This is a genomic window from Pseudomonas sp. RSB 5.4 (genome assembly GCF_037126175.1).
GTDB lineage: Bacteria > Pseudomonadota > Gammaproteobacteria > Pseudomonadales > Pseudomonadaceae > Aquipseudomonas > Aquipseudomonas fluorescens_H.
The window spans coordinates 5846589-5859209 of sequence record NZ_CP146986.1 but is presented as its reverse complement, the minus strand read 5'-3'; the positions used below and the strand labels follow the sequence as shown (position 1 = coordinate 5859209).

Here is a 12621-nt window from a genome sequence, read left to right as displayed (position 1 = left end):
TGTGGGAGCGGGCTTGCTCGCGAAAGCGGTGCGTCAGTCACCATTGATTTCGACTGACACGCCGCTTTCGCGAGCAAGCCCGCTCCCACAAGGTTCGGTGTACACCCGCCCAAGTTCACAGGGCTGAACCTATGATGATTCCCTCCCCCTGGCGCGCCGATTTTCCGGCCATCGCCGCCCTGCAACGGCAAGACCAGACCTATCTGGACAATGCCGCCACCACGCAAAAACCCCAGGCCCTGCTCGACGCGCTGGCGCACTACTACGCCAACGGCGCGGCCAATGTGCATCGTGCGCAGCATCTGCCCGGCGCCCACGCGACGCAGGCGTTCGAAGACAGTCGGCTGAAAGTTGCCCAGTGGCTGAATGCCGGTGACAGCGGGCAGATCATCTTCACCCACGGCGCCACCAGCGCGCTGAATCTCCTGGCCTATGGCCTTGAGCATCTTTTCCATCCGGGCGATGAAATTGTCATCAGCGCCCTGGAGCATCACGCCAACCTGCTGCCGTGGCAGCAACTGGCACAGCGTCGCGAGCTGAAACTGGTGATCCTGCCGCTGGACGCCGACGGCGTGATCGACCTCGGCACCGCTGTGCGTCTGATCACCCCGCGCACTCGCTTGCTGGCGGTCAGTCAGCTGTCCAACGTGCTCGGCGCCTGGCAACCGCTTCCGGCGCTGCTGGCGATGGCCAAGGCGCAGAACGCGCTGACCGTGGTCGATGGCGCCCAAGGTGTGGTGCATGGTCGCCACGACGTGCAAGCGCTGGGTTGCGACTTCTACGTGTTTTCCAGCCACAAACTGTACGGCCCCGATGGTCTCGGCGTGCTGTTCGGGCGCAACAAGTCCCTTGAGCAACTGCAGCCGTGGCAGTTCGGCGGCGAAATGGTGCTGGAAGCCAATTATCACGATTCACGCTTCCGCCCTGCCCCGCTGGGTTTCGAGGCGGGCACGCCGCCGATTGCCAGCGTGATCGGCCTCGGCGCGACCCTCGATTATCTGGCCGGCCTGGATCAGGACGCGGTGTCGGCCCACGAAGCGGCGCTGCACGCCTACCTGCTGCAAGGCCTGGCCGCGCGCAACGGCATTCGTCTGCTCGGCAAGCCGCAACTGGCGCTGGCGAGTTTCGTCGTCGAGGGCGTGCATAACGCCGATCTGGCGCACCTGCTCACCGAGCAAGGCATCGCCGTGCGCGCCGGGCATCACTGCGCCATGCCGTTGCTGAAAAGCTTTGAGCTGGCCGGTGCTATTCGTGTGTCGCTGGCGCTGTACAACGACTCCGAGGATCTGGAGCGTTTCTTCGAAGCGCTGGATCAGGCCCTGGAGTTGCTGCGATGAGCCTGCCGCTCGCCGCTGCCGAAGCGCTGCAGACCTTTCAGAATGCTGCCGGTTGGGAACAGCGCGCACGGTTGCTGATGCAGTTTGGCGATCGTCTGCCGCCGCTGGATGACGCGGACAAATGCGAGGCCAACCGCGTGCATGGCTGTGAAAGTCAGATGTGGCTGGTGGGGGAATTGCAGGACGGCCACTGGCAATTCAGCGCTGCCAGCGATGCGCGGATGATTCGCGGGTTGGTGGCGTTGCTGCTGTTGCGGGTCAACGGTTTGAGCGCTGCCGAGTTGCAGCAGGTGGATTTGCCCGACTGGTTCAATCAACTGGGGCTGTCGCGGCAATTGTCGCCGTCGCGCAGTAATGGCTTGAATGCCGTGCTCAAGCGCATGAATGAGTTGGCAGGCTGATCGCCTTCGCGAGCAAGCCCGCTCCCACAGGGGATTTGTGAACGCCACAGATCCAACGTGGGAGCGGGCTTGCTCGCGAAGAGGCCATCACTGACAACCTCAGACCTGAGGTTTGATGCGATCCGCCGGCCGCCGCACACCCGCCACAATCTTGTCCACAGCCTTGGTCGCCGCGACCATGCCGAACGTCGCCGTGACCATCATCACTGCGCCAAACCCGCCGGCGCAGTCGAGCTTCACGCCATCGCCGACAAAACTCTTCTGCAAGCAGATGCTGCCGTCCGGTTTCGGATAGCGCAGCTGTTCAGTGGAGAACACGCACGGCACGCTGTAATGGCGGGTCACGGTGCGCGAGAAGCCGTAGTCGCGGCGCAGGGTCGAGCGCACTTTCGAAGCCAGCGGATCGTTGAAGGTCCGGTTAAGGTCGCAGACCTGAATCAGCGTCGGATCGATCTGCCCACCCGCGCCGCCAGTGGTGATGATCTGGATCTTGCGGCGTTTGCACCAGGCGATCAGTGCAGCCTTGGCGTTGACCGCGTCGATGCAGTCGATCACGCAGTCGATGTTCGGCGTGATGTACTCGGCCATGGTGTCGCGCGTCACGAAGTCCGCCACCGCATGCACCGTACAATCCGGATTGATCCCGCGCAGGCGCTCGGCCATCACTTCGACCTTGGGTTTGCCGACGGTGCTGTCCAGCGCATGCAACTGGCGGTTGGCGTTGCTGACGCAGACGTCGTCGAGGTCGAACAGCGAAATCTCGCCCACGCCACAGCGGGCCATGGCTTCCGCCGCCCAGGAACCGACGCCACCGACGCCGACAATCGCAACATGGGCCGCACGCAGGCGCTCAAGGCCCTCGATGCCATACAAACGGGCGATGCCTGCAAACCGCGGATCTTCTGTACTCATGACCATTACCCCAAAAACCGGCGCGCATTATAGGGCCGTCGGCGGCCAAGAGCATCTTTGACGCTATGAACGGTGCACGCAGCCGTTTTCACACAACCTTTGTGGCGAGGGAGCTTGCTCCCGCTGGGTCGCGAAGCGGCCCTCAAAAAGCGGCCTGCTTCGCAGACCCAGCGGGAGCAAGCTCCCTCGCCACGGGAATTGCTATAACTGAATAACAAAGTTTTCTCTTACAAGCTGTTACTAAAGAACTTAAATCAGGTTGGACTGCCCAATGTCGGGCATTTTCCTGCCCGGTGTACGAGCAGTGAACTGCCGGTGTAGGATTCGCGCCCTTTTGGCGTAAGCCGATCCGTTCCTTCGTTCCACAGCCTTTGGAACCCGAAATAGCTATGTCATCGCGTAAATTTGGTCTCAACCTGGTGGTGGTTCTGGCAATCGCCGCCCTGTTCACCGGTTTCTGGGCGCTGATCAACCGCCCGGTCTCCGCGCCCAACTGGCCGGAACAGATCTCCGGTTTTTCCTATTCGCCATTCCAGCAGGGCCAGTTCCCACAGAAGGATCAGTATCCGACTGACGACGAAATGCGCCGCGACCTGGAGATCATGAGCAAGCTGACGGACAACATCCGCATCTACTCGGTCGACGGTTCGCTGCAGGACATCCCGAAACTGGCGGAAGAGTTCGGTCTGCGCGTGACCCTCGGGATCTGGATCAGCCCCGACCAGGAACGCAACGAGCGGGAAATCCAGCGCGCCATCGAACTGGCCAATACCTCGCGCAGCGTGGTTCGCGTGGTGGTCGGTAACGAGGCGATATTCCGCAAGGAAATCACTGCCGAGCAACTGAGCGTGCTCCTGGATCGGGTGCGCGCGGCGGTGAAAGTGCCGGTGACCACCTCCGAGCAGTGGCACGTCTGGGAAGAACACCCGGAACTGGCCAGGCACGTTGACTTGATCGCTGCGCACGTGCTGCCTTACTGGGAATTCATCCCCGTCGACAAGGCCGGGCAGTTCGTCTTCGACCGTGCCCGTGACCTGAAAAAGCTGTTCCCGAAAAAGCCGCTGCTGCTGTCCGAAGTCGGCTGGCCGAGCAACGGTCGCATGCGCGGTGGCGCCGATGCGTCGCCGGCGGATCAGGCGATCTACCTGCGCACGCTGGTCAACAAGCTCAACCGCCAAGGCTTCAACTACTTCGTGATCGAAGCGTTCGACCAGCCGTGGAAGGCCAGTGACGAAGGTTCGGTGGGCGCCTACTGGGGCGTGTTCAACGCCGCCCGCCAGCAGAAATTCAACTTCGAAGGCCCGGTCGTCGCCATCCCGCAATGGCGCGTGCTGGCCATCGGTTCGGTGGTGCTGGCGCTGCTGTCGCTGACCCTGCTGATGATCGACGGCTCGGCCCTGCGCCAGCGTGGCCGCACCTTCCTGACCTTTATTGCGTTCCTCTGCGGTTCGGTGCTGGTGTGGATCGGTTACGACTACAGCCAGCAATACAGCACGTGGTTCAGCCTGACGGTGGGTTTCCTGCTGGCGCTGGGTGCGCTCGGGGTGTTTATCGTGTTGCTGACCGAGGCGCATGAACTGGCCGAGGCGGTCTGGACCCACAAGCGCCGGCGTGAATTCCTGCCGGTGGTGGGCGACTCGGACTACAGACCGAAAGTCTCGATCCACGTACCGTGCTACAACGAGCCGCCGGAGATGGTCAAACAGACCCTCGACGCCCTGGCCGCCCTCGATTACCCGGACTATGAAGTCCTGATCATCGACAACAACACCAAAGACCCAGCCGTCTGGGAACCGGTGCGCGACTACTGCGCAACCCTCGGCCCGCGTTTCAAGTTCTTCCACGTCTCGCCCCTGGCCGGTTTCAAGGGCGGCGCGCTGAACTACCTGATTCCGCATACCGCCAAGGACGCCGAAGTGATCGCGGTGATCGACTCCGACTACTGCGTGCATCCGAACTGGCTCAAGCACATGGTGCCGCACTTCGCCGATCCGAAAATCGCCGTGGTGCAGTCGCCGCAGGACTATCGCGACCAGAACGAAAGCACCTTCAAGAAGCTCTGCTACGCCGAATACAAAGGTTTCTTCCACATCGGCATGGTCACCCGCAACGACCGCGACGCGATCATCCAGCACGGCACCATGACCATGACCCGCCGTTCGGTTCTGGAAGAGCTGGGCTGGGCCGACTGGTGCATCTGTGAAGACGCCGAGCTGGGTCTGCGCGTGTTCGAGAAAGGCCTGTCGGCGGCGTATTACCACGACAGTTACGGCAAGGGTCTGATGCCGGACACCTTCATCGACTTCAAGAAGCAGCGTTTCCGTTGGGCCTACGGCGCGATCCAGATCATCAAGCGCCACACCGGCAGCCTGCTGCGCGGCAAGGACACCGAGCTGACCCGTGGCCAGCGTTACCACTTCCTCGCGGGCTGGTTGCCTTGGGTCGCGGACGGCATGAACATTTTCTTCACCGTCGGCGCCCTGCTGTGGTCGGCGGCGATGATCATCGTGCCGCAACGGGTCGATCCGCCGCTGCTGATTTTCGCAATCCCGCCACTGGCGCTGTTCGTGTTCAAGGTCGGCAAGATCATCTTCCTCTACCGTCGCGCCGTGGGCGTGAACCTCAAGGATGCGTTCTGCGCCGCACTGGCTGGCCTGGCGTTGTCGCACACCATCGCCAAAGCGGTGCTGTACGGTTTCTTCACCAGCAGCATCCCGTTCTTCCGCACGCCGAAAAACGCCGACAACCATGGTTTCTGGGTGGCGATTTCCGAAGCGCGCGAAGAGCTGTTCATCATGCTGCTGTTGTGGGGCGCGGCGCTGGGGATCTACCTGGTGCAGGGCATTCCGAGCAACGACATGCGCTTCTGGGTCGCAATGCTGCTGGTGCAGTCGCTGCCGTACCTGGCCGCGCTGATCATGGCGTTCCTCTCGTCGCTGCCAAAACCTGCGACAGCGCCTGAACCGGCGCCTGTCGTCTAATTCCTCTTTGATCCACTAAACGGCGGCCAATGGTCGCCGTTTTGCTTTAAGATAACCGCCATTTTGCGGGGCTTGGCGTGATACGCGGTGTAACCGACCGAACCCAATCCCTGTGGGAGCGAGCTTGCTCGCGAAGGCTTTGTAACATTCAACCCTTAAGTTGCCTGATACACCGCTTTCGCGAGCAAGCTCGCTCCCACAGTGGCCCCAGCCCAATTTCAAGCTCCCGGAGTTTTCCATGACGGCCCACGCCGACCTTTCGCCGACCCTCCAACTCGCCATCGACCTGATCCGCCGTCCGTCCGTGACGCCGGTCGACGCCGATTGCCAGAAGCAGATGATGCAGCGCCTGGGCGATGCCGGTTTCACCCTCGAGCCGATGCGCATCGAGGACGTGGACAACTTCTGGGCCACCCACGGCAATGACGACGGCCCGGTGCTGTGCTTCGCCGGCCACACCGACGTGGTGCCGACCGGTCCGGTGACCGCCTGGCAGATCGAACCGTTCAACGCCGTGATCGATGAACACGGCATGCTCTGCGGTCGCGGCGCGGCCGACATGAAAGGCAGCCTGGCGTCGATGACCGTCGCCGCCGAGCGCTTTGTCGCCGACTACCCGAACCACAAGGGCAAGGTCGCGTTCCTGATCACCAGTGACGAAGAAGGCCCGGCGCACCACGGCACCAAGGCGGTGGTGGAACGTCTGGTGGCGCGCAAAGAGCGTCTGGACTGGTGCATCGTCGGCGAACCGTCGAGCACCACGCTGGTCGGTGACGTGGTGAAAAACGGCCGTCGCGGCTCGCTCGGCGCCAAGCTCACCGTGCGCGGCGTGCAGGGCCACGTGGCCTACCCGCATCTGGCGAAGAACCCGATCCACCTCGCCGCACCGGCCTTGGCCGAACTGGCCGCCGAGCACTGGGACCACGGCAACGATTTCTTCCCGCCGACCAGTTTCCAGATTTCCAACCTCAACTCCGGTACCGGCGCGACCAACGTGATCCCGGGTGATCTGGTGGCGGTGTTCAACTTCCGCTTCTCCACCGAATCCACCGTCGAAGGCCTGCAGAAACGCGTGGCCGACATCCTCGACAAACACGATCTGGACTGGGACATCGACTGGGCGCTGTCCGGTCTGCCGTTCCTCACCGAGCCGGGCGCGCTGCTCGACGCGGTGTCGTCGAGCATCAAGGACATCACCGGCCGCGAGACCAAGGCGTCGACCAGCGGCGGCACTTCCGATGGCCGCTTCATCGCGACCATGGGCACGCAGGTTGTTGAACTGGGCCCGGTCAACGCGACCATTCACCAGGTCAACGAGCGTGTGCTGGCGGCCGATCTCGACGTGCTGACCGAGATCTACTACCAGACCCTGATCAAGTTGCTCGCCTGATGCTCGCGTGCCCGATCTGCAGTGAACCGCTGAACAGCGTCGACAACGGCGTGGTCTGCCCCGCCGGCCACCGCTTCGACCGTGCGCGTCAGGGCTACCTGAACCTGTTGCCGGTGCAGCACAAGAACAGCCGTGATCCTGGCGACAATCAGGCGATGGTCGAGGCGCGCCGCGACTTCCTGAACGCCGGGCATTACGCGCCGGTGGCCAAGCGTCTGGCCGAGCTGGCGGCGAGTTATGCACCGGCACGCTGGGTCGATATCGGTTGCGGTGAGGGTTACTACACCGCGCAGATCGCCGAGGCCCTGCCGGAAGCCGATGGCTACGCGCTGGACATCTCGCGCGAGGCGGTGAAACGTGCCTGCAAACGTAATCCGGCGCTTACCTGGTTGATTGCCAGCATGGCCCGCGTGCCGTTGGCGTCGGGCAGTTGCCAGTTTCTCGCCAGCGTTTTCAGTCCGCTGGACTGGGCAGAAGCCAAGCGCCTGCTCAGCGTCGGCGGCGGCCTGATGAAGGTCGGCCCGACCAGCGGCCACCTGATGGAACTGCGCGAACGCCTGTACGACGAAGTGCGCGAATACACCGACGACAAGCATCTGGCCCTGGTGCCGGAAGGCATGGCGCTGGCGCACAGCGAAACCCTGGAATTCAAACTGACGCTGGACAAGCCCGAGGATCGCGCCAACCTGTTGGCGATGACACCCCACGGCTGGCGCGCCAGTGCCGAACGCCGCGCCGCAGTGATCGAACAGCCCGAGCCGTTCGTGACCACCGTGTCGATGCGCTACGATTATTTCGTTCTTCAATAACTTTTGGTCTCGGGCGAGTGCCCGGGGCCGGCTAAATCCGCGAATGGATTTTTCAGACCCGCAGTGAGGACATCCATGCGCCAACCGGATATCGAGATTTACCTGAAAGACGCCGACGTCGACCACAAGGCGATTTCCGCCTGGCTCGGCGCAGCCCTGGGCCCGTGCAGCGACTGGGTACAGAAAGGCCAGACCTACAAATGCAAGGCTGGCAATGTGCCGGTGACCTGGCTGCCGAAAGCCGTGGGCAAGTGGAACAGCCTGTACCTGGAAAGCGATGCGACCCCATGGGACGACGACATCGCCTGCGCCCGCGCAGCCTTTGCTGCGCTGAACGTCGAAGTGCGTTGCGCACCGGGCACGTGGGTCGAGGAAGAAGGCGAGGAGACGGCGGATCGCTGGATTCGCATCAGCGAAGACGGTGAAGAAGAGATCACCTGGAAAACCGCTTAATCGCAGTCAACACAGATCCAAATGTGGGAGCGGGCTTGCTCCGGGCGGCGTTCCGACGAATGCGGTGTATCAGCTACAGATATGCTGAATGACACGACGCATTCGCGAGCAAGCCCGCTCCCACATTTGGTTTTGGGGTGTTTTGGAGCGTTGTATTACAGACCTACCACATCCTCAGCCTGCAACCCCTTCTCCCCCGTCACCACCGCATATTCAACCTGCTGACCTTCAGTCAGCGAGCGATGCCCTTCACCGCGAATCGCGCGGTAGTGCACGAACACGTCCACGCCGTCGTCGCGCTGAATGAAGCCGTAGCCCTTGGCGTCGTTGAACCACTTCACATTGCCGGTTTCACGTGTTGCCATCTGTTCATACTCCTTTTTTATTATTGAACAGGCTTTTCGCAGGAAAGCCTTTGCGGAACGTCAGACTGCGCCCGACGTCCATAAAGGGCCCCGGCGACAGATTGCCGAGTATATGACAGGCGCAAAAAGTCTCAACAGGAGATTACTTCGCCGCTTTTTTGCCGATTTTCGGCGAATACGGCAAACTGTCGACCGCCCGAGCAGTTGCTCGGTTTTATTCACTCACGCAGAAGCCGTATGACCCGTTCCCCGTTCCGCCGTCTTGTGTTTGGCACCTTGCGCCGACTGTTGTATCTCTGGGTTCGCTCGGAGACGATCAACCAGTCGTCGTTCACCCTCAACCTCGACCGCAGTCGTCCGGTGTTCTACGTCCTGCAAAATCCCTCGCTCACCGATCTGGCAGTAGTCGACACCGAGTGCACCAAGGCCGGCCTGCCGCGTCCGGTGCTGCCGGTGTCCGTCGGGCCGTTGATCGAACCGGCAGCGTTTTTCTACCTGACGCCGGACCCGGACTGGCTCGGCCGTCAGGACAAGCGCGGCGCACCGCCGACCCTGACCCGCCTGGTCAGCGCCCTGACCCAGAACGCCGCCGAAGACGCGCAGATCATTCCGGTCAGCGTATTCTGGGGCCAGTCGCCGGACAGCGAAAACAGTCCGTGGAAGCTGCTGTTCGCCGACAGCTGGGCAGTCACCGGGCGTTTGCGCCGGCTGCTGAGCATCATCGTTCTGGGGCGCAAGACTCGCGTGCAGTTCTCCGCGCCGATCCACCTGCGCGAACTGATCGACCACAACAAGGGCCACGAGCGCACCGTGCGCATGGCCCAGCGCATCCTGCGCGTGCATTTCCGCAACCTCAAAGCCGCGGTGATCGGCCCTGACATTTCCCACCGGCGCAATCTGGTCAAGGGCCTGCTCAACCAGCCACTGGTCAAGCAAGCGATCGTTGAAGAGGCCGAGCGCGAGAACATCTCTCTGGAAAAAGCCAAGGCCCAGGCGTTGCGCTACGGCAACGAAATCGCCTCGGACTACACCTACACCGCGATCCGCTTCCTCGAAGTGGTGCTGAGCTGGTTCTGGAACAAGATCTACGACGGGATCAAGGTCAACCACATCGAAGGCGTGCAGAAGGTCGCTCAGGGTCACGAAGTGATCTACGTGCCGTGCCACCGCAGCCACATCGACTACCTGCTGCTCTCGTACCTGCTGTTCCGCAACGGTCTGACCCCGCCGCACATCGCCGCCGGGATCAACCTCAACATGCCGGTGATCGGCAGCCTGCTGCGGCGTGGTGGCGCGTTCTTCATGCGCCGCACGTTCAAGGGCAATCCGCTGTACACCTCGGTGTTCAACGAATACCTGCACACCCTGTTCACCAAAGGCTTCCCGGTCGAATACTTCGTCGAGGGCGGCCGCTCGCGCACCGGGCGCATGCTGCAACCGAAAACCGGGATGCTCGCGATCACGATGCGCAGCTTCCTGCGCTCGTCGCGCATGCCGATTGTCTTCGTGCCGGTGTACATCGGTTACGAGCGCGTGCTTGAAGGTCGTACTTACCTTGGCGAACTGCGTGGCGCGAGCAAGAAGAAAGAGTCGATTTTCGACATCTTCAAAGTCATCGGCGCGCTCAAGCAACGCTTCGGTCAGGTCGCGGTGAACTTCGGCGAGCCGATCAAACTCGCGGAGTTCCTCGACAGCGAACAGCCGGATTGGCGCCAACAGGAACTCGGCCCGCAGTACAAACCGGCGTGGCTCAACGAAGCCACCAATCGCCTCGGCGAGAAAGTCGCACAGCACCTGAACGAAGCGGCGGCGATCAACCCGGTCAATCTGGTGGCGCTGGCGCTGCTCTCGACCACTCGCCTGGCGCTGGACGATCGGGCCATGGCGCGGGTGCTGGATCTGTATCTGGCGCTGCTGCGCAAAGTCCCGTACTCGCCACACACGACCCTGCCGGAAGGCGATGGCCGTGCGCTGATCGAACACGTGAAGGACATGGATCTGCTGTCCGAGCAGAACGATGCGCTGGGCAAGATTCTCTATCTGGACGAGCAGAACGCCGTCCTGATGACCTACTACCGCAACAACGTGCTGCACATCTTCGCCCTGCCGGCGCTGCTGGCGAGCTTCTTCCAGAGCACCTCGCGCATGAGCCGCGAACAGATCCTGCGCTACACCCGCGCGCTGTATCCGTACCTGCAGGCGGAGCTGTTCATTCGCTGGAGCCTGGACGAACTCGACACCGTGGTCGATCAATGGCTGGAAGCCTTCGTCGAGCAAGGCCTGCTGCGCTTCGAGAAGGATGTGTATATGCGTCCGGCGCCAAGTTCGCGGCACTTTGTGCTGCTGACCCTGCTGTCGAAAAGCATCGCGCAGACCTTGCAGCGCTTCTACATGACCGTGTCTCTGCTGCTCAACAGCGGCCAGCACAGCATCAGCGCCGAAGAGCTGGAAGACCTGTGCACGGTCATGGCCCAGCGCCTGTCGATCCTCCACGGCTTGAACGCCCCGGAGTTCTTCGACAAGAGCCTGTTCCGTCACTTCATCCAGACCCTGCTCGACCTCGACGTGCTGCGTCGCGACGAAGCCGGCAAGCTGAGCTACCACGAACTGCTCGGCGAACTGGCCGAAGGCGCGGCCAAACGCGTACTGCCGGCGGAGATTCGTCTGTCGATTCGTCAGGTAGCCCTGCATCGCAGTGAAGATGCCGCCGAAACAGCGGATGCACCGCAAGTCTGAAACTTGCCGACAACTAACGGGGACGCCCTGCAATGGCCCCGTTAGTTGATTCATGAATTAATAGGCGCCATCAACCAATCACGATACGGATATCGAGATGAGCCTGTTCAATCAACACCCCCCCAGCGTCACTTTGAACTTCAGTCTGCCAGCGGACTTTGTTGCCCCACAGGGCGGCATCAGCGAAACGCGGGTCAGCGTCAAACGCCTCAACTCTGCAGCGCCCGTCACGATCAAGGACTGGCGCCATGCTTCGCTCTATGACGCCGGATGGAAGTTTGACTTTCCCCACCCTTACAGCGATGTGGGCGTGAAGTATCAGGTCAATGTCCAGATGCTCCACAACCGCCAACCGTTGCTGATCGAGCTGGACTACTTCGTCACCGTCAACAAGGCGCCGCATCGCCAGACCTTGCACTTGAGCCCGATCGGGCAACTTTATGTCGAAGTACAGGAACCCACGACGGTCCCGGCTGAAGAAGCCGTGACCATCAGATTGCATCAACTCGAGCAGCCGCAAGTTGAACTGGTACGCGTCAACCATGACGAACAGACCGCCACTTCGTTTTATCTGAAATACGATCCGGACAGTGTCATCCCTGGCAAACGTTATGTGCTGAGCGCCGTTGAAAACCGCTACCACCAAGCGGTTCCGGTTTCACCGGGATCGATTGAACTGTCCCCTGTCACACGCGAACAACAGGCGTGGTCATTTCAGGCCCTGATGCATTGGCTGGAAAAACCCTTACGTTTGTTCACTGACGCTGACGCCAAAATCCGCTAGATTTCCTTCGGCGCCGGGATTCTTCCGGCGCAACCGTCTCAGAGGTCCCGATGAAAAAACTCACCCTTCTCGCCGCAGCCACCCTGTTGAGCGCCTGCCAGTCGACCACCCCCGCCGGCAAGGTCGGCCTCGATGGCGAAGTGTTCTACCTGCAACGCATCGCCCTGCCACCGAGCGCGACCCTGAGCGTGAGCCTGCAGGACGTATCGCTGGCCGACGCCCCGGCGGTGGTCCTCGACGAACAGAAAGGCCCGGTCAAAGGCCAGGTGCCGCTGCCGTTCCACTTGAGTTACGATCCGGCCCAGGTCAAACCCGGCCACCGTTACTCGGTCAGCGCGCGCATCGAAGTCAACGGCGAGCTGATGTTCATCACCACCGAGAACCACGCCGTGCAACTGGACGGCAACGATCCGCAGCCGCTGAAAATCCGCGTCGACGCCATTCGCTAATTGT

General features: G+C 61.8%; 11 protein-coding genes and 1 pseudogene. 10 read left to right on the top strand and 2 right to left on the bottom strand.

The window, feature by feature from the left end; translation table 11 throughout:
- Nucleotide 1 precedes the first annotated feature (1 nt).
- From V9L13_RS26325 to V9L13_RS26315, 3 genes and pseudogenes are all read left to right on the top strand, one after another.
- Nucleotides 2–94: pseudogene (locus tag V9L13_RS26325) on the top strand (metal ABC transporter ATP-binding protein); the annotation flags it as partial.
- 37 nt (nucleotides 95–131) lie between these two features.
- Nucleotides 132–1337, top strand: a complete 1206-nt coding sequence (locus tag V9L13_RS26320) for a cysteine desulfurase (protein ID WP_338800921.1) — start codon at nucleotides 132–134, stop codon at nucleotides 1335–1337.
- Nucleotides 1334–1738: a SufE family protein gene (locus V9L13_RS26315; protein ID WP_103486506.1), complete on the top strand. Its 405-nt coding sequence runs from the start codon at nucleotides 1334–1336 to the stop codon at nucleotides 1736–1738. Before V9L13_RS26320 ends, V9L13_RS26315 begins: the two co-directional genes overlap by 4 nt.
- Before the next feature lie 99 nt (nucleotides 1739–1837).
- On the opposite strand, the gene tcdA is transcribed toward V9L13_RS26315, so the two are convergent.
- Nucleotides 1838–2656: a tRNA cyclic N6-threonylcarbamoyladenosine(37) synthase TcdA gene (tcdA, locus tag V9L13_RS26310; protein WP_102355646.1), complete on the bottom strand. Its 819-nt coding sequence runs from the start codon at nucleotides 2654–2656 to the stop codon at nucleotides 1838–1840.
- A gap of 383 nt (nucleotides 2657–3039) precedes the next feature.
- Between tcdA and V9L13_RS26305 the strand changes: the two genes are divergently transcribed.
- The 4 genes from V9L13_RS26305 to V9L13_RS26290 all read left to right on the top strand — a co-directional run bounded on the left by V9L13_RS26305 (nucleotide 3040) and on the right by V9L13_RS26290 (nucleotide 8283).
- A complete protein-coding gene (locus V9L13_RS26305) occupies nucleotides 3040–5631 on the top strand; it encodes a glycosyltransferase (protein ID WP_338800920.1) in 2592 nt (863 codons plus the stop codon).
- A gap of 238 nt (nucleotides 5632–5869) precedes the next feature.
- Nucleotides 5870–7021, top strand: a complete 1152-nt coding sequence (gene dapE, locus V9L13_RS26300) for a succinyl-diaminopimelate desuccinylase (RefSeq protein WP_338800919.1) — start codon at nucleotides 5870–5872, stop codon at nucleotides 7019–7021.
- A complete protein-coding gene (locus V9L13_RS26295) occupies nucleotides 7021–7830 on the top strand; it encodes a putative RNA methyltransferase (protein WP_338800918.1) in 810 nt (269 codons plus the stop codon). Before dapE ends, V9L13_RS26295 begins: the two co-directional genes overlap by 1 nt.
- Nucleotides 7831–7905: 75 nt before the next feature.
- Nucleotides 7906–8283 carry a hypothetical protein gene (locus V9L13_RS26290; RefSeq protein WP_103486309.1) on the top strand — a complete coding sequence of 126 codons (378 nt, stop codon included), beginning with the start codon at nucleotides 7906–7908 and terminating at the stop codon, nucleotides 8281–8283.
- Between the two features lie 155 nt (nucleotides 8284–8438).
- On the opposite strand, the gene V9L13_RS26285 is transcribed toward V9L13_RS26290, so the two are convergent.
- Nucleotides 8439–8648, bottom strand: coding sequence for a cold-shock protein (locus tag V9L13_RS26285; protein ID WP_003222087.1), 210 nt, complete (start codon nucleotides 8646–8648; stop codon nucleotides 8439–8441).
- Nucleotides 8649–8885: 237 nt separating this feature from the next.
- Between V9L13_RS26285 and plsB the strand changes: the two genes are divergently transcribed.
- The 3 genes from plsB (at nucleotide 8886) to V9L13_RS26270 (ending at nucleotide 12617) form a co-directional block, all read left to right on the top strand.
- Nucleotides 8886–11384, top strand: a complete 2499-nt coding sequence (plsB, locus tag V9L13_RS26280) for a glycerol-3-phosphate 1-O-acyltransferase PlsB (RefSeq protein WP_103520041.1) — start codon at nucleotides 8886–8888, stop codon at nucleotides 11382–11384.
- 97 nt (nucleotides 11385–11481) lie between these two features.
- Nucleotides 11482–12168 carry a hypothetical protein gene (locus tag V9L13_RS26275; protein ID WP_338800917.1) on the top strand — a complete coding sequence of 229 codons (687 nt, stop codon included), beginning with the start codon at nucleotides 11482–11484 and terminating at the stop codon, nucleotides 12166–12168.
- Nucleotides 12169–12218: 50 nt separating this feature from the next.
- Entirely contained in the window at nucleotides 12219–12617 is a 399-nt protein-coding gene (locus V9L13_RS26270; RefSeq protein WP_003222082.1) for a YbaY family lipoprotein, read from the top strand.
- Nucleotides 12618–12621 lie beyond the last annotated feature (4 nt).